This is a genomic window from Staphylococcus simiae (assembly GCF_002902085.1).
Taxonomy (GTDB): Bacteria; Bacillota; Bacilli; order Staphylococcales; family Staphylococcaceae; genus Staphylococcus; species Staphylococcus simiae.
Window position 1 is genome coordinate 1 of sequence record NZ_PPQR01000049.1, and the last position, 21,926, is coordinate 21,926.

Sequence of the window (21,926 nt, forward strand, 5' to 3'; positions counted from 1 at the left end):
CAAAACTATATGCACCTGAAAATAAAAAAGAAGTTAAACAACAAATTGCTGCTTAACTTCTATAAAAAATTTATACATCAGTCCAATTTGACAGAGAGTCTTTCTTTATAGGTTCTCTAACAAATCGGACTGATACATAATTAAATTTTCAAGCCTCGCTATGCCCAACCTGCATTGCATGAAAAAACTGGATAACCAGTTTTTCTGTGTTGGGTCCCTTCCTAGGGTGCTGTCTCAGCCTGTAGTCTTCGACTAGCACTGCTCCCTCAGGAGTCTCGGCTTCAAATTAATTTTCATTTTAAATTTATTTATTTTTTATTTATCAGTCCTAAAAAATAGAGAACCTCTTTATATTAATTAGGTTCTCTTTTTATTAAATCGTAAATTAAAATCAAAAAACAGAAAAATAATTTGGTGTTGAGATTCTTGTGATAGGAGCTGTCATAGAAAAATTTAAAAGATTATAGTTGGCACTATTAGTGCAACTGCAAAAAAGCTAGTAAATAACTAGCTCTAAATGTACCAGACAAGCATAGTTTTGCAAAAATTACTAAATATTAAAATCTAACTATCTTTAAATATGCTAGACGGGCAAGGTTGGGCAAGGGACCCAACACAGAGAAGCTGTACTTACAGTTTCTACAAGCAATGCAAGTTGGGCAAGAGCTAGTAAAAATTGTAAATCTAACTAGTTTTATATGTCCATAGTGCTTTTATATAGAAATAAAAAGTAAGATGATGATTTATTATAACAATATTATGTAAACCAAAAATCACACACATAAAAAAACTGCTAAAAAAGTCGTGAACTTGATTAGCAGTGTATAATTTCTAAATTGTATTATTTTAATTGTAAATCAGTTTTTTTCAATTCCTGAATCACTTCAGCTGTATCATAACAATTTGTTGCGATAGTAGAATATCTTTCAGCTAAACGATAAGCATTGATATATAGTTTTAAACTATCCTTTGCAATATCTTCAACATCTTCTGATTTTGAAGGATTCGAACTAACAACCAATTCTGCAAATTTTTCTGGATCAATATTAATAGACATGTATTTATTTACAACTCCTATTTTTTGATGGTTCAATGATAACATATACAAACCATTCAAAAAAGTAATGCCTACTATTAATTTAATAATTATAGTTAAGGATTATTTTCTTTAAATATTCAACTATATCAATTAAACTAATATATATGAGAGGATGACACACCATGCGAATAATGTTTATTGGGGATATTGTTGGAAAGATAGGCAGAAATACTATAGAAACATATCTTCCACTATTAAAACAAAAATATAAACCTACTGTAACCATAGTGAATGCAGAAAATGCCGCACATGGTAAAGGTTTAACTGAAAAAATATATAAACAATTGTTAAGAGATGGCGTTGATTTTATGACTATGGGTAATCATACCTATGGACAACGTGAAATATATGAATTTATTGATTCTGCTAAACGCTTAGTTAGACCAGCGAATTTTCCTGAAGAAGCACCTGGAGTAGGTATGCGATTTATCCAGATTAATGAAATTAAATTGGCAGTAATCAATTTACAAGGTCGTGCTTTTATGCAAGATATAGATGATCCTTTTAAAAAAGCAAATGAGCTCGTGGAAGAAGCTAGAAAAGTAACGGATTATATCTTTGTAGACTTTCATGCAGAGACAACATCTGAAAAAAATGCTATGGGTTGGTTCCTTGATGGCAGAGTGAGTGCAGTTGTTGGAACACACACGCATATTCAAACTTCGGATGATCGTATTTTACCTAATGGTACTGCTTATATAACTGATGTCGGTATGACGGGTTATTATGATGGAATCTTAGGTATCAATAAAGATGAAGTTATCAAAAGATTTATTACAAGTTTACCTCAACGGCATGTTGTACCAGATGAAGGTCGAAGTGTTTTATCAGGTGTTATTATAGATTTAAATAAAGAAGGAACTGCTAAGCATATTGAACGTATATTGATTAATGAAGATCATCAATTAGTATAAATTAATATAGAAGCTAAATTAATAATAATGAATTGAACAATCAAAATTGTAAGGATAGATATCATTCAACTTTTAATTAGATGAATAGATATTCACTAGCTACTAAGGATCTAAACTGTTACATTAAATTGAAGCTAAATTATATTATCGTCCATTAGTATGAATTTAATATCGTACCACTGTTTACATAGTAAATCGGTGGTTCTTTTTGTTATTATTTAATATGAAATCAATCCGTAGGAGGCAATTAACTATGAAACCACAATTATCGTGGAAAGTTGGCGGACAACAAGGTGAAGGTATAGAGTCAACTGGCGAAATTTTCGCTACGGCTATGAATCGAAAAGGCTATTATTTATATGGCTATAGACATTTTTCAAGTCGTATTAAAGGTGGACATACGAATAATAAAATTAGAGTATCTACAAAACCAGTACATGCGATTAGTGATGATTTAGACATTTTAATTGCATTCGACCAAGAAACAATTGAAGTGAATTATCACGAGATGAGAGAAGATAGTATTATTTTAGCTGATGCCAAAGCTAAACCAACTAAACCAGAAGATTGTAAAGCTCAACTTATTGAATTACCATTTACAAGTACAGCTAAAGAACTTGGTACTGCACTAATGAAAAATATGGTTGCTATCGGTGCCACAGCTGCTTTAATGAATTTAGATACTAAAACATTTGAAACATTAATTTCTAATATGTTTAGTAAAAAAGGGGATAAAGTTGTTGAAATTAATATTCAAGCATTAGATGAGGGTTATCAATTAATGCAACAACATTTATCAGAAATAACAGGTGATTTTGAACTTGAACATTCAAATGAACAGCCTCATTTATATATGATAGGTAATGATGCAATAGGTTTAGGTGCAATCTCTGCGGGATCTAAATTTATGGCTGCTTATCCAATTACACCAGCATCAGAAATTATGGAGTATATGATTGCTAACTTACCAAAAGTAGGTGGAACTGTTATTCAAACAGAAGATGAGATAGCAGCGGCAACAATGGCAATTGGAGCTAATTACGGTGGTGTAAGAGCATTTACCGCCAGTGCGGGTCCAGGGTTATCATTAATGATGGAATCTATCGGCTTATCTGGAATGACTGAAACACCGTTTGTTATTATTAATACACAACGTGGTGGTCCTTCAACAGGTCTGCCAACTAAGCAAGAACAATCTGACTTAATGCAAATGATATATGGTACTCATGGTGACATTCCTAAAATAGTAGTAGCACCAACAGATGCTGAAGATGCCTTTTATTTAACTGTAGAAGCTTTTAACTTAGCAGAAGAGTACCAATGCCCTGTTATTATTTTAAGTGATTTACAATTATCACTAGGTAAACAAACCGTTGATAATCTTGATTTTAGTCGTGTGCAAATCAACCGTGGAGAATTGTTACAGTCTGATATTGAACGTGATGAAGATGATAAAGGCTACTTTAAACGTTATGCATTAACTGCAAATGGTGTTTCACCACGTCCAATTCCAGGTGTAAAAGGTGGTATTCATCATATTACAGGTGTTGAGCATAATGAAGAAGGCAAACCAAGTGAAGCTGCTGAAAATAGACAACAACAAATGGATAAACGTATGCACAAAACAGAACATCTATTAATTAATGAACCTGTTGAAGCACAGATAAATCATGAACATGCTGACATATTATATATTGGATTTATTTCAACTAAAGGAGCGATTGTTGAGGGTAGTGAAAGACTTGAAAATGAAGGTATCAAAGTAAATACAATGCAAATTAGACAATTACATCCATTCCCAACGTCAATCGTTCAACAAGCTGTCAATCAGGCAGATAAAGTTATTGTAGCTGAACATAATTATCAAGGACAACTTGCCAGTATTTTAAAAATGAATGTTAACATACATGATAAATTAGTAAATTATACAAAATATGATGGGACACCATTCTTGCCACATGAGATAGTGGAAAAAGGCCAAGAAGTAGTAAAAGAAATTAAGGAGATGGTATAAGTGGCTACATTTAAAGATTTTAGAAATAATGTAAAGCCTAATTGGTGCCCTGGTTGTGGTGACTTTTCAGTTCAAGCTGCTATTCAAAAAGCTGCAGCAAACATTGGATTAGAACCAGAAGATGTGGCTATTATTACTGGAATTGGTTGCTCAGGACGTTTGTCAGGGTACATTAACTCTTACGGTGTGCACTCTATACACGGTCGAGCACTACCATTAGCACAAGGTGTTAAAATGGCCAATAAAGATTTAACAGTAATTGCTTCAGGTGGAGATGGAGATGGTTATGCTATAGGTATGGGTCATACAATCCATGCTTTACGTAGAAACATGAATATGACTTATATTGTTATGGATAACCAAATTTATGGCTTAACCAAAGGTCAGACTTCACCTTCATCAGCAGTAGGTTTTGTTACTAAGACAACACCAAAAGGGAATATTGAGAAAAATGTAGCACCTTTAGAATTAGCATTATCTTCAGGAGCAACTTTTGTAGCACAAGGCTTTTCTAGTGATATTAAAGCATTAACAAAATTAATAGAAGATGCAATCAACCACGATGGCTTTTCATTTGTTAATGTATTCTCACCATGTGTAACGTATAATAAAATCAATACTTATGATTGGTTTAAAGAGCACTTAGTGAGTTTGGATGATATTGAAGATTATGATACATCAGACAAACAACTTGCAATGAAAACTGTTATTGATTATGAATCATTAGTCAAAGGTATTGTGTACCAAGATACTGAAACACCTTCATATGAATCACAAATAACAGAATTAGAAGATACACCATTAGCTAAACGAGATATTGAAATCTCTCAAGATACATTTAATGAATTAACTGAACAATTTATTTAATAATGAAAACTGGGTCATTTAAATGAATATAAGCTTCATTTAAATTACTCAGTTTTTTATACATATGAAACATAATCGTTTGTCTATTTTTTTAGAGTAGACTGATATAATAAAAATAAATATTAACTGTTAGTCTTTTTAGTAGTAACTAGTGTAGTAAAAAGTCAAAATAGCAAGTAGCTAACCAAGTTAACACAATTAATAATTCAGCAATGGTAAGCAAACATAATTAAAATTTCCAATCAAAGTTGAAAGACGATCACAATAATTAGTGCGTTTGTCAGTAATCTTTATTATTTTAATAAAAACAATAAAACTACATGTAAATGATAATACCAAATTTATAAATTGGAGAGATGTAACATGCAAGATACATTAATGAGTATTCAAATTATTCCTAGAACGCCAAATAATGATAATGTAATACCTTATGTAGACGAAGCAATTGCAATTATCGATCAATCTGGACTTAATTATAGAGTTGGTGCATTAGAAACAACAGTACAAGGTGATATGAATGAGTGTTTAATTTTAATCCAATCCTTAAATGATAAAATGGTTGAATTACAATGTCCAAGTATCATTAGCCAAGTCAAGTTTTATCACGTACCAGAAGGTATTAGTATTGAAACATTAACTGAAAAATATGATTAATTATATGTCGAAATAGTTCTTCTGTCATGAGTATGCAATAAAAAGCATTTTATAGTTAAAACTATGCCATTGCTATTAATTATCTAGACTGAAAATATTGATAACATCATTTTTATAATCATAGATAGTCTGGCTATGGTGGACTAATATAGTCTGGGACAAAAAGCATTTTACACTTGAAATTAAGCATTTGACAGTAACTGTCTGGTTTTAAAATTTTGATAAATCAGCATTTTAAAATCTAGTCAGTCTTGCGGGGATAGAATTACGACATAAATTTTATAGATTAATGATGTCTGTCCCACTCCCTGATTAGTTCCGAATTTTCAGCATTTTGCACTTTGATGATAAATTTAATATAATGATTTAATGATATGGGCATATAGAAAGGATTTTGCAAAGTGAATGAAGAACAAAGAAAGTCTAGTTCTGTTGATATATTAAAAGAACGCGACAACAAAGCTGTCAAAGATTACAGCAAATATTTTGAACAAATATATCAACCACCCAGTTTAAAAGAAGCAAAAAAACGTGGGAAACAAGAAATACAATATAATAGAGATTTTCAAATTGATGAAAAATATCGTGGTATGGGAGAAAACCGTACATTTTTGATAAAAACATATGGTTGTCAGATGAATGCACATGATACTGAAGTGTTGGCAGGTATTTTAGAAGCGCTTGGATATAAAGCTACTTCAGATATTAACACTGCAGATGTCATTTTAATTAATACATGTGCTATCAGAGAAAATGCAGAAAATAAAGTTTTTAGTGAAATTGGTAACTTAAAGCATCTTAAAAAAGAACGTCCGGATATCTTAATTGGCGTTTGTGGATGTATGTCACAAGAAGAATCAGTAGTTAATAAAATATTGAAATCTTACCAAAATGTAGATATGATTTTTGGGACACATAACATACATCATTTACCAGAAATTTTAGAAGAAGCATATCTTTCTAAAGCAATGGTTATTGAAGTGTGGTCAAAAGAGGGAGATGTTATTGAAAATCTTCCAAAAGTCCGTGAAGGAAATATCAAAGCATGGGTTAATATTATGTATGGTTGCGATAAGTTTTGTACATATTGTATTGTGCCATTTACTAGAGGGAAAGAACGTAGTAGAAGACCGCAAGATATTATTGATGAAGTAAGAGAATTAGCTCGCGAAGGTTACCAAGAAATTACTTTATTAGGTCAAAATGTGAACTCTTATGGTAAAGACTTGCAAGATATGTCTTATGGTTTAGGTGATTTATTACAAGATATCTCAAAAATTGCTATTCCAAGAGTTAGATTTACAACAAGTCATCCATGGGATTTTACTGATCATATGATTGATGTTATAGCAGAAGGTGGCAATATTGTTCCTCATATTCATCTTCCAGTACAATCAGGTAATAATAAAGTACTTAAAATTATGGGTAGAAAATACACTCGCGAAAGCTACCTAGATTTAGTTTCAAGAATTAAAGCTAAGATTCCTAATGTTGCGCTAACTACAGATATTATTGTTGGCTATCCAAATGAAAGTGAAGAACAATTTGAAGAAACATTAACACTTTATGATGAAGTGGCCTTTGAACATGCTTATACTTATTTATATTCACAACGAGATGGCACACCAGCTGCTAAAATGACTGATAATGTTCCTTTAGATGTCAAAAAAGAGCGATTACAACGACTTAATAAAAAAGTTGGAGAATATTCACAACGTGCTATGAGCCAATATGAAGGACAAATTGTTACTGTCTTATGTGAAGGTAGCAGTAAAAAAGATGAAACAGTATTAGCAGGATATACTGATAAAAATAAATTAGTGAACTTTAAAGCACCTAAATCAATGATTGGTAAATTGGTTGAAGTTCAAGTTGATGAAGCTAAACAATATTCACTTAATGGTACATTCATTAGAGAAGTTAAGCCTGAAATGGTGGCACAATAAAATGTATGATAAAGAACAAATTTTGCAACGTGCCGATGATATAGCTAAAAAAATTCAACAATTAGATACGATTAAGCAATATCGAATGGTTGAAGAACAAATACATCGCAATCAAAATATTCAACAGAAAATGACCACATTAAAAAAACATCAAAAGCAATCAGTTAATTTCCAAAATTATGGTCAACAATTTGCATTACAACAATCTGAACATAACATTCATCGTCTAGAAGCAGAGATTAATAATTTACCAATTGTTGAACAATTTAGAGTTTCTCAATTTGAGGCCAATGAATTGTTACAAATGTTTATTTCGACGATGGAGAAGCGGTTAAATCAATATAACAACATGTAATAACGTAATTAACTAAAGAAAAAGGAGCTTAATTATATGAAATCTAGAAAACTAACTATCACTGCACTATTAATAGCGGTTAATGTAGTATTGAGTAGTATTATTATCATTCCTTTAGGTCCTGTTAAAGCGGCCCCAGTGCAACATTTTGTTAATGTATTAAGTGCAGTTTTAGTTGGTCCCTGGTATGGATTAGCTCAAGCCCTTATTTCTTCAGTAATAAGATTATTATTCGGTACTGGTAGTGTTTTTGCCTTTCCAGGAAGTATGATTGGTGTATTGTTAGCCAGTGCATTTTATTTTTATCGTAAACACATTTTCATGGCTGCTGTTGGAGAAGTACTTGGTACTGGTATTATTGGTAGTCTTGTCTGTATACCACTTTCCTATTTTATTGGTTTTGATGACTTTTTAATTAAACCATTGATGATTACATTTATAGTATCTAGTGCTATCGGTGCTTTAATAAGTTATTTCTTATTGATTACATTAAAAAAACGTGGCATATTAGATAAATTTTTGAACAAAAAATAGATTAATATATTTAGGTTCTCTGTTTCTTAGGACTGTTAAATAAAAAGTGAATAATTATGTATCAGTCCATGTTGGAAGAGAGCCTATATTTATGCGTCCATACTTACTCAGCATAGTAACCATGATTTTAGATTACTAACGTTGCGTTTAACAAGTATTGGGCGTTTTTTTCATAATAAGCTTTCGATATGTTTGTCACTTTAATTATGTTAAAATATATAAGTTAAATAACTCATACAAACTAACTTTGTCAACTATATTTGAGTAAAAAATTCAATGATAAAATATAAAAATAATGAGGTTGTGAACAAATAAATGTCTAACGTAACACCTATGATGCAACAATATCTAAAAATAAAATCAGAATATCAAGATTGTTTGTTATTTTTTAGATTGGGAGATTTCTATGAAATGTTCTTTGATGATGCCAAAGAAGCATCAAGAGTTCTTGAAATCACCTTAACAAAACGAGACGCTAAAAAAGAAGATCCTATTCCAATGTGTGGTGTGCCATACCATTCAGCTGATAGCTATATTGAAACGCTGATAAATAATGGTTACAAAGTAGCTATATGTGAACAGATGGAGGATCCAAAGCAAACTAAAGGGATGGTTAAACGTGAAGTTGTTAGGATCGTTACACCTGGTACGGTGATGGAACAAGGTGGTGTGGATGATAAACAGAATAATTATATTTTAAGTTTTATTACGGATTATCCTCACATTGCCCTAAGCTATTGTGATGTTTCAACCGGAGAACTAAAAGTGACTGTATTTAATGATGAAGCAACATTATTAAATGAAATTACCACTATTAATCCCAATGAAGTTGTAGTTAATGAACCTTTAACTGATGACTTAAAAAGACAAATTAACATGGTGACAGAAACAATTACTGTTCGAGAACAAATATCTACAGAACTGTATGATTTCAATAGACAAGTAGAACAACCATTAATGCATAATGCAACCCAATTGCTATTAGATTATATTCATCATACGCAAAAAAGAGATTTATCACATATTGAAGATGCTGAATTATATGCTGCTATTGATTATATGAAAATGGATTTTTATGCGAAACGTAATCTAGAGTTAACTGAAAGTATTCGTTTAAAATCTAAAAAAGGGACACTGTTATGGTTAATGGATGAAACGAAGACACCAATGGGCGCTAGAAGACTTAAACAATGGATTGATAGACCATTAATTAATAAAGAACAAATTGAAGAACGTTTAAATATTGTTGAAGCATTTAGTGAACAATTTGTAGAAAGAGATACATTGCGTAATTATTTAAATCAAGTATACGATATCGAAAGATTAGTAGGTAGAGTGAGTTATGGAAATGTTAATGCTAGAGATTTAATCCAACTTAAACATTCAATTTCTGAAATACCACATATCAAAGCTTTACTAGATTCCATGAATCACCAATCATTAGCTAAAATTAATCAGTTAGAACCTTTAGATGATTTATTAGAAGTATTAGAGAATAGTTTAGTAGAAGAACCTCCAATATCTATTAAAGATGGTGGATTATTTAAGGTTGGATTTAATCATCAATTAGATGAGTATTTAGAAGCATCTAAAAATGGTAAATCTTGGTTGGCAGAATTACAACAGAAAGAAAGAGAAAGAACAGGCATTAAATCGTTAAAGATAAGTTTTAATAAAGTCTTTGGTTATTTTATAGAAATAACACGTGCGAATTTACAAAATATAGAGCCTGCCAATTTTGGTTATATGAGGAAGCAAACTTTATCAAATGCGGAGCGTTTTATTACAGATGAATTAAAGGAAAAAGAAGATATTATATTAGGTGCAGAAGATAAAGCAGTTGAATTAGAATATCAATTGTTTGTTAATCTGCGTGAAGAAGTGAAAAAATATACAGAACGCTTACAACAACAGGCTAAAATTATTTCAGAATTAGACTGTTTACAAAGTTTTGCTGAAATTGCACAAAAATATAATTATTCAAGACCTGAGTTTAGTGAAAGTAAAGAATTAAAATTAATCGATTCTAGACATCCTGTTGTGGAAAGAGTGATGGACTACAATGATTATGTGCCTAATGATTGTTTGTTAGATCGAGATACTTTCATATATTTAATTACTGGGCCAAATATGTCTGGTAAATCTACATATATGAGACAAGTAGCTATTATTAGTATTATGGCTCAAATGGGGGCTTATGTACCTTGTGAATCGGCTATATTACCAATATTTGATCAAATTTTTACACGTATTGGTGCAGCGGATGATTTAGTTTCGGGTAAAAGTACGTTCATGGTTGAAATGTTAGAAGCACAAAAAGCACTAACATATGCTACTGAAGATAGTTTAATCATTTTTGATGAGATAGGTAGAGGTACTTCCACATATGATGGCTTAGCACTTGCGCAAGCTATGATTGAATATGTTGCACAGACATCACATGCTAAAACATTATTTTCAACACATTATCATGAACTGACTACGCTAGATCAAGTATTGCCAAATTTAAAAAATGTGCATGTAGCTGCCAATGAATATAAAGGAGAGCTTATCTTCTTACATAAAGTTAAAGATGGAGCAGTTGACGATAGTTATGGAATTCAGGTTGCAAAATTAGCTGATTTACCTGAACAAGTTATCAATAGAGCACAAGTAATACTTAATGAATTTGAGCAAGACACTAATAATAACAAAGATATAGCATCTTTAACTTCGACATCAAATATAGAAAATAATGATGACAAAAAACAAATGATTAAACAAGATAATAATAAACAGCAAAGCGATTTTACATTTGAACAAGCGACATTTGATTTATTTGATGTTGAGCGACAAAGTGAAGTAGAACAACAAATAAAAGGATTAAATTTATCTAATATGACACCAATCGAAGCATTAGTGAAATTAAATGAATTACAAAATCAGTTAAAATAGAGGTGTTGCCAAATGGGGAAAATTAAAGAGTTACAAACCTCATTAGCAAATAAAATTGCAGCGGGTGAAGTCGTAGAACGACCAAGTTCAGTTGTCAAAGAACTACTAGAAAATGCCATTGACGCTGGTTCAACTGAAATTAATATAGAAGTTGAACAATCTGGTGTACAGTCTATTAGAGTAGTTGATAATGGTAGTGGAATTGAAACTGAAGATTTAGATTTAGTATTTCATCGTCATGCTACAAGTAAATTGGACCAAGATGAAGATTTATTTCATATCAGAACATTAGGATTTCGTGGAGAAGCACTAGCTAGTATTTCATCAGTTGCTAAAGTAACATTACGTACATGTACAGATGGCAATAGTGGAAATGAAATATATGTTGAAAATGGAGAAGTTTTAAATCATAAACCATCTAAAGCTAAACAAGGAACTGACATTTTGGTTGAGTCATTATTTTATAATACGCCAGCGCGATTAAAATATATTAAGAGTTTGTATACAGAACTAGGTAAAATCACAGATATTGTCAATAGAATGGCTATGAGTCATCCTAATATTCGAATCTCTTTAATATCAGATGGAAAGACATTACTTGCTACGAATGGCTCAGGTAAAACAAATGAAGTAATGGCACAGATATATGGGATGAGAGTTGCTCGAGATTTAGTACACATCTCTGGCGATACAAGTGATTATCATTTAGAAGGTTTTGTTGCCAAACCAGAACATTCGCGAAGTAATAAACACTATATTTCAATTTTTATTAATGGTCGTTATATTAAAAATTTTATGTTAAATAAAGCTATATTAGAAGGCTATCATACATTATTAACTATTGGCCGTTATCCAATATGTTATATCAATATTGAAATGGACCCAATACTAGTTGATGTTAATGTGCATCCAACTAAATTAGAAGTAAGGCTATCGAAAGAGGATCAATTATTTGATTTGATAGTGACAAAAATCAGAGAAGCATTTAAAGATAAAATACTCATCCCACAAAATGATTTAGATAAAATATCTAAAAAAAATAAAGTGTTAGAAACATTTGAACAGCAAAAAATCGCTTTTGAACAAGCTAATCAAAATGATAAAAGTTTAGATGATAAATCTGACTATCAGCAGAACGGATTGTTAAAGCAAAATGACAATACCAAAACAAATATGGTTGCCGAAGATGAAGACAATAATTTATATAATGATACACGTAATATCGATAATGATTACTCTAATAAACAAAGACAAATTTTGGAACAAATGGATGTACCAAATCAAAATGATGATGACATAGTAAATAAGTCATATACAGAATTTGATACAGATAATATCAATAGCTCATCATTTAACAATGTACCAAAACAACGCGTTCCATATATGGAAGTTATTGGTCAAGTTCATGGGACATATATTATTGCGCAAAATGAACAAGGCATGTATATGATAGATCAACATGCTGCTCAAGAACGTATCAAATATGAATATTTTAGAGATAAAATAGGTCAAGTAACGAATGAAGTACAAGATTTATTAATTCCACTAACATTCCATTTTTCCAAAGATGAGCAATTCATCATTGATCAATATCAAAGTGAATTGCAACGAGTTGGTATTAATTTAGAACATTTTGGAGGTCATGACTATATCGTTAATAGTTATCCAGTGTGGTTTCCTAAAGATGAAGTAGAAGATATTATTAAAGATATGATTGAACTCGTTTTAGAACATAAAAAAATTAATGTAGCAAAAATGCGAGAAGATGCTGCAATTATGATGTCTTGTAAGAAATCTATTAAAGCTAATCATTATTTGCAACAACATGAGATGTCAGACTTAATCGATCAATTGAGAGAAGCTGAAGATCCATTTACTTGTCCACATGGAAGACCAATTATTATTAATTTTACCAATTATGAATTAGAAAAATTATTTAAACGTGTCATGTAGAGAGGATGTCAATATGAACACTAATATTTTACCAGCAGTTAGAAACATGAAAGATTTAGAATTGTTAATCAAGACGGATCATAAAATTTGTGTTTTATTAGATATGCATATTGGTCATATTAAAAGTATCATGGAATTACTTAAACAACATCAGATAGAATGTTTTATTCATATAGATTTAATCAAAGGACTAAGTCATGATGAATTTGCTAGTGAATATATTATTCAACAATTTAAACCTAAAGGTATTGTTTCGACTAAATCTAAAGTTATTAAAAAGGCTAAATCTTTAAATACTTTAACAATATTTAGAGTATTTATTATTGACAGTCAAGCTTTGAAGAGAAGTATAGATTTAATTAAAAAAGTTGAACCAGATTTTGTTGAGGTATTACCAGGAGTAGCAAGTAAAGCAATTCATAATATAGAAAAAGAAACTAAAGTACAAGTTATTGCAGGTGGCTTGATTAATACTGAGCAAGAAGTACAAGAAGCAATTAAAAATGGTGCAAAATACGTAACAACAAGTGATCAAAAATTATGGTGACTTACCTAAATTATCATCTTAGTTATGCTAAATGATAAAATAATAACAATTTATAAACACGATGGCTATTGAAGTTAGAATAGTCATCGAGTTTTTTGTTCTCTGACAAATTGGACTGATACATAGTTACTTTTCAATGCTAACAATGCTACTTACACATTTGAGAGTGCGACAGAAATAAATTTTATATAAAATATATGTCGTAATCTCACACTGGAAAGACTGACTAGGTTTGTAAAACATTGATTTATCAATATTTTACAAATCAGACAGTTACTGCCAAATACTTAAATTTAAGTCTGAAATGTTTATGTCCCAGGATCTCTATGACGAATCCATATTTCAGGAGTCTCAGCTTCAAAATAATTTTCATTTTAAATTACTCTTTTATTTATCACTCCTAAAAAACAGGAAACTTTTAACTAGACTCAAAAAGAGATCTTTGTTGATAATAAAATATGTAATATTTAAATAAAATTTCAATATGTTCTTTTTTGTGGTAATGATTAGTTTCTAAAAGATTAAATTATGACCAATTTTTTACAAAAGTTATTGACAACGCTTTCATACAAATAGTATGATATAAAACATAAAATACAAGTTAATATTTAGAATAGAGACGAGAGATTTCTACGCAATTAAATGGCTGTAGGAATCTCTTTATCTTTTGGGAGGACATTTATATATGAATGCATACTTAGCAGAATTTCTAGGAACTGCAATTTTAATTCTTTTTGGTGGCGGTGTCTGTGCTAACGTTAATTTAAAACGTAGTGCTGGTAATGGTGCCGATTGGATTGTTATTGCTTTAGGTTGGGGTTTAGCCGTAACTATGGGCGTTTATGCAGTCGGCAAGTTTTCAGGTGCACATTTAAATCCAGCAGTATCTATCGCTTTAGCAATGGATGGTAGTTTTAGTTGGGCGCAAGTACCTGGATTTATAGTTTGTCAAATGCTTGGTGGTATAGTCGGTGCTGTATTAGTTTGGCTAATGTATTTACCACATTGGAAAGTAACGGAAGAAAAAGGTGCAAAATTAGGTGTATTCTCAACTGCACCTGCAATCAAGAATTACTTCGCTAACTTTTTAAGTGAAATTATTGGTACAACAATTTTAACTTTAGGTATTTTATTTATTGGTATTAATAAGATTGCTGACGGATTAAACCCAATTATTGTCGGTCTGTTAATCGTCGCAATCGGATTAAGTTTAGGTGGACCAACAGGCTATGCAATTAACCCGGCTCGTGATTTAGGGCCAAGAATCGCTCATGCAATTTTGCCAATATTTGGTAAAGGAGATTCAAATTGGAGTTATGCTATTGTCCCAGTTTTAGGTCCTATTGCTGGCGGTATGTTAGGTGCGGTAATTTATACTATTTTTTATAAACATACATTTAACTTAATAAGTGCTGTTGGTATCTTTGTTGTTATCGCTACTTTAGTTTTAGGTGTAATTTTAAATAAAACATCTAAAAAAGATGATATTGAAACTATTTATTAACCAAAATATTTAGCTAATCAAATAGCATAATTTCACATCAATTTATTGTAAATTATGCTATTTTTCGCAACCTATTACAAAATTTTGTAAAATGTATTAATATATTGATTTACAGTTTAAAGGAGACTACATATTATGGAAAAATATATTTTATCTATAGATCAAGGAACAACGAGTTCTAGAGCAATGTTATTTAATCAAAAGGGAGAAATTGCAGGTGTTGCACAACGTGAATTTAAACAACACTTTCCACAATCAGGTTGGGTAGAACATGATGCAAATGAAATTTGGACTTCTGTATTAGCTGTAATGACGGAAGTTATGAATGAACATAATATTAAAGCTGAGCAAGTTGAAGGTATTGGTATTACAAACCAACGTGAAACAACTGTTGTTTGGGATAAAAATACGGGGCGCCCAATTTATCATGCAATCGTGTGGCAATCTCGCCAAACTCAAGGTATTTGTAATGAGTTAAAAGAACAAGGACATGAACAATTATTTAGAGACAAAACTGGTTTATTATTAGATCCATATTTTGCTGGTACTAAAGTAAAATGGATTTTAGATAATGTTGAAGGTGCTAGAGAAAAAGCTGATAATGGAGATTTATTATTTGGTACGATTGATAGTTGGTTAGTATGGAAATTATCAGGTGATGCTGCACACATTACTGATTATTCAAACGCTAGTCGTACTTTGATGTTTAATATCCATGACTTAAAATGGGACGATGAATTGTTAGAAATATTAAATGTACCTAAAAATATGTTGCCTGAAGTAAAAGCATCTAGTGAAATCTATGCTAAAACAGTTAGCTATCATTTCTTTGGTCAAGAAGTACCTATCGCTGGTATTGCTGGAGACCAACAAGCTGCTTTATTTGGACAAGCATGTTTTGAACGCGGTGATGTTAAGAATACGTATGGTACTGGTGGATTTATGTTAATGAACACAGGTGAAAAGGCTGTTAAATCAGAAAGTGGTTTATTAACAACGATTGCTTATGGCTTAGATGGAAAAGTTAACTATGCACTAGAAGGTTCTATATTTGTATCAGGTTCTGCAATTCAATGGTTACGTGATGGACTAAGAATGATTAATTCAGCACCACAATCAGAAAATTATGCAACGCGAGTAGATTCAACAGAAGGTGTTTATGTGGTACCAGCATTTGTTGGTTTGGGAACTCCATATTGGGACTCTGAAGCACGTGGTGCAATCTTTGGCTTAACTCGCGGTACTGAAAAAGAGCACTTTATTCGTGCCACATTAGAATCTTTATGCTATCAAACTAGAGATGTCATGGAAGCAATGTCAAAAGACTCTGGCATTGATGTTCAAAGTTTACGTGTTGATGGTGGCGCTGTTAAAAATAACTTTCTTATGCAATTCCAAGCTGACATCGTAGATACACCTGTTGAAAGACCTGAAATCCAAGAAACTACAGCATTAGGTGCTGCTTATTTAGCTGGTCTAGCAGTAGGATTCTGGGATAGTAAAGATGAAATTGCTAAAAATTGGAAACTAGAAGAAAAATTCGATCCGAAAATGGATGAACAAGAAAGAGAAAAATTGTATAAAGGTTGGAAGAAAGCTGTAGAAGCAACACAAGTGTTTAAAACAGAATAATTCCAAACATTAAATAGACTGACTCATAAAAATTATGTTATAATAAAGATAAGTTAATATTTGAATCGAGAAATGAGAGATTTATTCGTACATTTTCAATTAAATGAAATTGTTTATGTAGGATAAGTCTCTCTTTTTTATATTATAGGAGGCGTTTTTAACATGGCATTGTCTACTTTTAAAAGAGAACATATTAAGAAGAATTTAAGAAATGAAGAATATGATGTAGTTATTATTGGTGGAGGAATCACAGGTGCAGGTATTGCACTAGATGCAAGTGAACGCGGTATGAAAGTTGCACTAGTTGAAATGCAAGACTTTGCTCAAGGAACAAGTTCAAGATCAACTAAGTTGGTTCACGGTGGTTTAAGATATTTAAAACAACTTCAAGTAGGTGTAGTGGCTGAAACAGGTAGAGAAAGAGCTATCGTATATGAAAATGGTCCTCATGTTACAACACCAGAATGGATGTTACTTCCAATGCATAAAGGTGGTACATTTGGTAAGTTTTCAACTTCTATAGGTTTAGCAATGTATGACCGATTAGCAGGAGTTAAAAAATCAGAACGTAAAAAAATGTTGTCTAAAAAAGAAACATTAAATAAAGAACCTTTAGTTAAACAAGATGGTCTTAAAGGTGGCGGTTACTATGTTGAATATAGAACTGATGATGCTCGTTTAACTATTGAAGTAATGAAAAAAGCTGCTGAAAAAGGCGCTGAAATTATAAATTATACTAAATCAGAACACTTCACTTATGATAAGAATCAACAAGTTAATGGTGTAGAAGTTATTGATAAGTTAACGAACGAGAATTATACTATTAAAGCTAAAAAAGTTATTAATGCTGCAGGACCATGGGTTGACGATGTAAGAAGTGGTGACTATGCACGTAATAACAAAAAATTACGTTTAACAAAAGGTGTGCATGTTGTTATCGATCAATCAAAATTCCCACTTGGTCAAGCAGTATACTTTGATACTGAAAAAGATGGTCGTATGATTTTTGCGATTCCACGTGAAGGCAAAGCTTATGTTGGAACAACGGACACATTTTACGACAATATCAAATCATCACCTTTAACAACTCAAGAAGATAGAGATTATTTAATAGATGCAATTAATTACATGTTCCCAAGTGTTAATGTTACAGACGATGATATTGAATCAACATGGGCAGGTGTTAGACCACTTATTTATGAAGAAGGCAAAGATCCTTCTGAAATTTCTCGTAAAGATGAAGTATGGGAAGGTAAATCCGGCTTATTAACAATTGCTGGTGGTAAATTAACTGGCTACCGTCATATGGCTAAAGGCATTGTTGATTTAGTATCTAAACGATTAAAAGAAGAATATAAATTAACTTTTGGACCGTGCAATACTAAAAACTTGCCAATTTCTGGTGGTGATGTAGGTGGTAGCAAAAACTATGCAAAATTTGTTGAACAGAAAGTAGATGCAGCTAAAGGTTATGGTATTGATGCAGAAGTTGCACGTCGTTTAGCATCTAAATATGGCTCAAACGTTGATGAGTTATTTAATATTGCGCAAACATCACAATTCCATGATAATAAATTACCATTAGAAATTTATGTTGAACTTGTCTATGCGATTCAACAAGAAATGGTATATAAACCAAATGATTTCTTAGTTCGTCGTTCAGGAAAAATGTACTTTAATATCCAAGATGTCTTAGATTATAAAGATAGTGTTATTAAAGTGATGTCAGATATGTTAGATTATTCTCCAGCACAAGTTGTAGCTTATACTGAAGAAGTTGATCAAGCTATAAAAGAAGCTCAATATGGCAATAATCAACCAGCAGTTAGAGAATAAATCATAGCAATACATGTGTTGTTAATAACTTCATAATATATCTATCTAACAGCCTTGTCCTATGTGTCGAGGCTGTTGTTTTGTTTTTTTATTGGTTCTCTATTTTTCAGGACTGATAATTAAAAAGTGAATAATTTAAAATATAAATTATTTTGAAGACGAGACTCCTGAGGGACCGGGCCCCAACATAGAAAAATTCTATAAATAGAATTTTTACTGTAACGTGCAAGTTGGGGAAGCAGTGCTAGTCGAAGACCGGGGACCCAACACAGAAAAACTGGTTATCCAGTTTTTTCATGCCATGCAAGTTGGGCAAGGGACCCGTCATAGAAAAATTTTATAACTAAAATTTTTTCTTTTATGTGCAAGACGGGCATAGTTGGCCATTGGGGCCCCAGCAAAGAAAAATTCTGGCAACAGAATTTTTACAATAATGTGCAAGCTGGGGTGCGAGGCTTAATAAATTAATTATGTATCAGTCCAATTTGGGAGAGAACCTTTTTATTTTATTCAAACTAATTGAGGCCAGCTCATATCAGTCCGATTTGAGAGCAACTGTTTTTATAAAACTGAATTTTATTATGATTGACGACAATGATTTGAACATCATTAACTTAATGTCTTGATACAAAAGCGCATATTTTAACATATGATGGATGATTAATTTGTAAAAGTGTGTAAAGAAAGAAATTGTAAATATATGGTAAAATAAGATTTTGAACGTGTGAATAGATATTAGTGATAGGAGTTGATTGTATGACAACAAAATCTTTTAAATTAACAGTGATAGATGATACGAATATAGAAGTGAAAGTTGATTATACCGACATCCCATCTCGAGGCTTTATTCATATCTTTCATGGTATGGCTGAGCACATGGAGCGATATGATAAATTAACACAAGCACTTAACCAGCAAGGATTTGACGTCATTAGGCATAATCATCGAGGACATGGTAAAGACATTGATGAGACGACTCGAGGCCATTATGATGATATGAGACAAGTAGTTAGTGATGCTTTCGAGATAGCTCAAACAATCAGAAGTAATCATGACAAACCCTATTTTGTCTTAGGACATTCAATGGGGTCAATCATTGCACGCTTATTTGTTGAAACATATCCACATTATTGTAAAGGCCTTATTTTAAGTGGTACGGCGATGTATCCAAGTTGGAAAAGTTTACCAGCTATATTCACTCTGACCGTAATGGCAAGAAGTTTTGGTCAACAATCAAGACTGTCATGGCTAAATCATATACTTACGAAAAGTTTTAATAAAAATATATCCCCTTTACGCACAACAAGTGATTGGTTATCATCTGACTCAAATGAAGTAGATAAATATATTCGTGATCCTTATTGTGGATTTGAAGTATCAACACAATTATTGCATCAAACGTTATTTTATATGCATCATACAACTCAATTTAAACATCTTATGTTACTTAATCAAGACATGCCTATTTTGTTAATTGCTGGTTATGAAGATCCTTTTGGTGATTATGGCCAAGGCGTTTTAAAACTAGCTAAACGTTATAGAAAAGCAGGTATAAAAGATGTAAAAGTTAAGTTATACCATGATAAACGACATGAAATCCTTTTTGAACATGGCTATCGTGAAGTTTGGAAAGAATTATTTTTATGGCTAAACAAGAACATATAAAGACAAAAGGAAAGAGAACGAGATATTATGGCAAAAAAACCTTTTATAATAGCAATTGTTGGTCCAACTGCATCAGGTAAAACTGAACTTAGTATAGAATTAGCCAAACGACTCAATGGAGAGATTATTAGTGGTGATTCTATGCAGGTGTATAAGACAATGGATATAGGTACTGCAAAAGTTACACTAGAAGAAATGGACGGTGTTCCACATCATTTAATAGATATTTTAGAGCCTGATGACACATTTTCAGCATATGATTTTAAACTGCGTGCTGAACAATTAATTGAAGACATCACTGCAAGGGGAAGCGTACCAATTATTGCAGGTGGAACAGGCTTGTATATTCAATCATTGTTATATAATTATGAGTTAGAGGACGAAAGCATATCACAAGAACAACTTGATAAGGTTCAACAACAGTTAACCCAATTATCTGAACTTGATAATGCCGAATTACATGACTATTTAGCTTCGTTTGATAAAGTATCTGCCAACAATATTCACCCAAATAATAGACAAAGAGTGTTGAGAGCGATTGAATATTATTTAAAAACAAAAAAACTTTTAAGTAATCGTAAGAAAGTGCAACAATTTACTGAAAATTATGATACATTATTAATAGGGATTGAAATGTCGCGCAAAACATTATATTCAAAAATAAATAAACGTGTTGATATTATGTTGGATCACGGATTATTTAAAGAAGTGCAACAACTTGTTGACCAAGGCTATGAATCATGCCAAAGTATGCAAGCAATTGGATATAAAGAATTAATCCCAGTGATTAACGGACACATGACATTAGATGATGCTGTTGATAAATTGAAACAGCATTCTCGCCAATATGCTAAACGACAAATGACATGGTTTAAAAATAAAATGAATGTTCATTGGTTAGACAAAGAAAATATGACACTTCAAATGATGTTAGATGAGATTACAACCCATATTAAATAAAAGGAGTTCTGACAAATGATTGCAAATGACAACATCCAAGACAAAGCACTAGAGAACTTTAAAGCGAACAAAACAGAAGTGACAGTATTCTTCTTAAATGGTTTCCAAATGAAAGGTGTTATAGAAGATTACGATAAGTATGTAGTAAGCTTAAATTCTCAAGGTAAACAACATTTGATATACAAACATGCGATCAGCACTTATACAGTTGATAATGAAGCTCAGGCTGAAGATACAACTGAAAGTGAAGAATAAGTTGTAATCAACAACATGAGTTATTTCTTCTAAGATTTACCAAATAGATATTATGTATATGAGCATAATCATAAATTTAGGTAATCAAGCTCAATGTTTATTTAGCATTAATCAACCACGGTTCAATATGTAAAAGTTTAAATGTAATACAAAATTTTGTTGTTACATACAAAGTAATCATATGTTAATTGTGAGGTTAACGTGTGTATAGAATGATTTATATATTGAATATCGTAACACTTAAGTACATTACAATG

At 31.5% G+C, this 21,926-nt stretch carries 17 protein-coding genes; 16 read left to right on the forward strand and 1 reads right to left on the reverse strand.

The features are described 5' to 3' along the window. Positions 1 to 841: 841 nt before the first annotated feature. A complete protein-coding gene (locus tag CD113_RS06190; protein ID WP_002463863.1) occupies positions 842 to 1,057 on the reverse strand; it encodes a hypothetical protein in 216 nt (71 codons plus the stop codon). Positions 1,058 to 1,221: 164 nt separating this feature from the next. Between CD113_RS06190 and CD113_RS06195 the strand changes: the two genes are divergently transcribed. The 16 genes from CD113_RS06195 (at position 1,222) to hfq (ending at position 21,669) form a co-directional block, all read left to right on the forward strand. Further along, positions 1,222 to 2,013 carry a TIGR00282 family metallophosphoesterase gene (locus CD113_RS06195; RefSeq protein ID WP_002463864.1) on the forward strand — a complete coding sequence of 264 codons (792 nt, stop codon included), beginning with the start codon at positions 1,222 to 1,224 and terminating at the stop codon, positions 2,011 to 2,013. A 253-nt stretch (positions 2,014 to 2,266) separates the two neighbouring features. Then, positions 2,267 to 4,027, forward strand: coding sequence for a 2-oxoacid:acceptor oxidoreductase subunit alpha (locus CD113_RS06200; protein WP_002463865.1), 1,761 nt, complete (start codon positions 2,267 to 2,269; stop codon positions 4,025 to 4,027). After that, a complete protein-coding gene (locus tag CD113_RS06205; protein WP_002463866.1) occupies positions 4,028 to 4,894 on the forward strand; it encodes a 2-oxoacid:ferredoxin oxidoreductase subunit beta in 867 nt (288 codons plus the stop codon). A gap of 363 nt (positions 4,895 to 5,257) precedes the next feature. Beyond that, positions 5,258 to 5,548 carry a thiamine-binding protein gene (locus CD113_RS06210; protein ID WP_002463867.1) on the forward strand — a complete coding sequence of 97 codons (291 nt, stop codon included), beginning with the start codon at positions 5,258 to 5,260 and terminating at the stop codon, positions 5,546 to 5,548. A gap of 401 nt (positions 5,549 to 5,949) precedes the next feature. Continuing rightward, the gene (gene miaB / locus CD113_RS06215; protein WP_002463868.1) at positions 5,950 to 7,494 is read left to right on the forward strand and encodes a tRNA (N6-isopentenyl adenosine(37)-C2)-methylthiotransferase MiaB; all 1,545 of its coding nucleotides are present in this window, start codon (positions 5,950 to 5,952) and stop codon (positions 7,492 to 7,494) included. A 1-nt stretch (position 7,495) separates the two neighbouring features. Next, positions 7,496 to 7,849 carry a RicAFT regulatory complex protein RicA family protein gene (locus CD113_RS06220; RefSeq protein WP_002463869.1) on the forward strand — a complete coding sequence of 118 codons (354 nt, stop codon included), beginning with the start codon at positions 7,496 to 7,498 and terminating at the stop codon, positions 7,847 to 7,849. 36 nt (positions 7,850 to 7,885) lie between these two features. Further along, on the forward strand, positions 7,886 to 8,383 hold the full coding sequence (gene thiW / locus CD113_RS06225; protein ID WP_002463870.1) for an energy coupling factor transporter S component ThiW: 498 nt from the start codon (positions 7,886 to 7,888) through the stop codon (positions 8,381 to 8,383). A 315-nt stretch (positions 8,384 to 8,698) separates the two neighbouring features. Further along, positions 8,699 to 11,317, forward strand: coding sequence for a DNA mismatch repair protein MutS (gene mutS, locus CD113_RS06230; RefSeq protein ID WP_002463871.1), 2,619 nt, complete (start codon positions 8,699 to 8,701; stop codon positions 11,315 to 11,317). Positions 11,318 to 11,329: 12 nt separating this feature from the next. Beyond that, entirely contained in the window at positions 11,330 to 13,270 is a 1,941-nt protein-coding gene (gene mutL, locus CD113_RS06235) for a DNA mismatch repair endonuclease MutL (protein WP_002463872.1), read from the forward strand. 13 nt (positions 13,271 to 13,283) lie between these two features. After that, on the forward strand, positions 13,284 to 13,817 hold the full coding sequence (locus CD113_RS06240) for a glycerol-3-phosphate responsive antiterminator (protein WP_002463873.1): 534 nt from the start codon (positions 13,284 to 13,286) through the stop codon (positions 13,815 to 13,817). Positions 13,818 to 14,502: 685 nt separating this feature from the next. Beyond that, positions 14,503 to 15,321 (forward strand): MIP/aquaporin family protein, encoded by an 819-nt coding sequence (locus CD113_RS06245; RefSeq protein ID WP_002463874.1) that lies wholly within the window; start codon positions 14,503 to 14,505, stop codon positions 15,319 to 15,321. Between the two features lie 135 nt (positions 15,322 to 15,456). Beyond that, complete coding sequence (gene glpK / locus CD113_RS06250; protein WP_002463875.1) at positions 15,457 to 16,953, forward strand: glycerol kinase GlpK; 1,497 nt, start codon at positions 15,457 to 15,459, stop codon at positions 16,951 to 16,953. Between the two features lie 162 nt (positions 16,954 to 17,115). Beyond that, positions 17,116 to 18,789: a glycerol-3-phosphate dehydrogenase/oxidase gene (locus CD113_RS06255; RefSeq protein ID WP_002463876.1), complete on the forward strand. Its 1,674-nt coding sequence runs from the start codon at positions 17,116 to 17,118 to the stop codon at positions 18,787 to 18,789. 756 nt (positions 18,790 to 19,545) lie between these two features. Beyond that, positions 19,546 to 20,454 (forward strand): alpha/beta hydrolase, encoded by a 909-nt coding sequence (locus tag CD113_RS06260; RefSeq protein ID WP_002463887.1) that lies wholly within the window; start codon positions 19,546 to 19,548, stop codon positions 20,452 to 20,454. Positions 20,455 to 20,478: 24 nt separating this feature from the next. Continuing rightward, positions 20,479 to 21,414 (forward strand): tRNA (adenosine(37)-N6)-dimethylallyltransferase MiaA, encoded by a 936-nt coding sequence (gene miaA / locus CD113_RS06265; protein ID WP_088177474.1) that lies wholly within the window; start codon positions 20,479 to 20,481, stop codon positions 21,412 to 21,414. A 15-nt stretch (positions 21,415 to 21,429) separates the two neighbouring features. After that, a complete protein-coding gene (gene hfq / locus CD113_RS06270; protein ID WP_002463889.1) occupies positions 21,430 to 21,669 on the forward strand; it encodes an RNA chaperone Hfq in 240 nt (79 codons plus the stop codon). Positions 21,670 to 21,926 lie beyond the last annotated feature (257 nt).

What these genes read in the sequence shown, in the direction of transcription:
- CD113_RS06190 (WP_002463863.1), bottom strand. Translation starts at nt 1,057, where the DNA reads ATGTCTATTAATATTGATCCAGAAAAATTTGCAGAATTGGTTGTTAGT.
- CD113_RS06195 (WP_002463864.1), top strand. Translation starts at nt 1,222, where the DNA reads ATGCGAATAATGTTTATTGGGGATATTGTTGGAAAGATAGGCAGAAAT.
- CD113_RS06200 (WP_002463865.1), top strand. Translation starts at nt 2,267, where the DNA reads ATGAAACCACAATTATCGTGGAAAGTTGGCGGACAACAAGGTGAAGGT.
- CD113_RS06210 (WP_002463867.1), top strand. Translation starts at nt 5,258, where the DNA reads ATGCAAGATACATTAATGAGTATTCAAATTATTCCTAGAACGCCAAAT.
- CD113_RS06220 (WP_002463869.1), top strand. Translation starts at nt 7,496, where the DNA reads ATGTATGATAAAGAACAAATTTTGCAACGTGCCGATGATATAGCTAAA.
- thiW (WP_002463870.1), top strand. Translation starts at nt 7,886, where the DNA reads ATGAAATCTAGAAAACTAACTATCACTGCACTATTAATAGCGGTTAAT.
- mutS (WP_002463871.1), top strand. Translation starts at nt 8,699, where the DNA reads ATGTCTAACGTAACACCTATGATGCAACAATATCTAAAAATAAAATCA.
- mutL (WP_002463872.1), top strand. Translation starts at nt 11,330, where the DNA reads ATGGGGAAAATTAAAGAGTTACAAACCTCATTAGCAAATAAAATTGCA.
- CD113_RS06240 (WP_002463873.1), top strand. Translation starts at nt 13,284, where the DNA reads ATGAACACTAATATTTTACCAGCAGTTAGAAACATGAAAGATTTAGAA.
- CD113_RS06245 (WP_002463874.1), top strand. Translation starts at nt 14,503, where the DNA reads ATGAATGCATACTTAGCAGAATTTCTAGGAACTGCAATTTTAATTCTT.
- glpK (WP_002463875.1), top strand. Translation starts at nt 15,457, where the DNA reads ATGGAAAAATATATTTTATCTATAGATCAAGGAACAACGAGTTCTAGA.
- CD113_RS06255 (WP_002463876.1), top strand. Translation starts at nt 17,116, where the DNA reads ATGGCATTGTCTACTTTTAAAAGAGAACATATTAAGAAGAATTTAAGA.
- CD113_RS06260 (WP_002463887.1), top strand. Translation starts at nt 19,546, where the DNA reads ATGACAACAAAATCTTTTAAATTAACAGTGATAGATGATACGAATATA.
- hfq (WP_002463889.1), top strand. Translation starts at nt 21,430, where the DNA reads ATGATTGCAAATGACAACATCCAAGACAAAGCACTAGAGAACTTTAAA.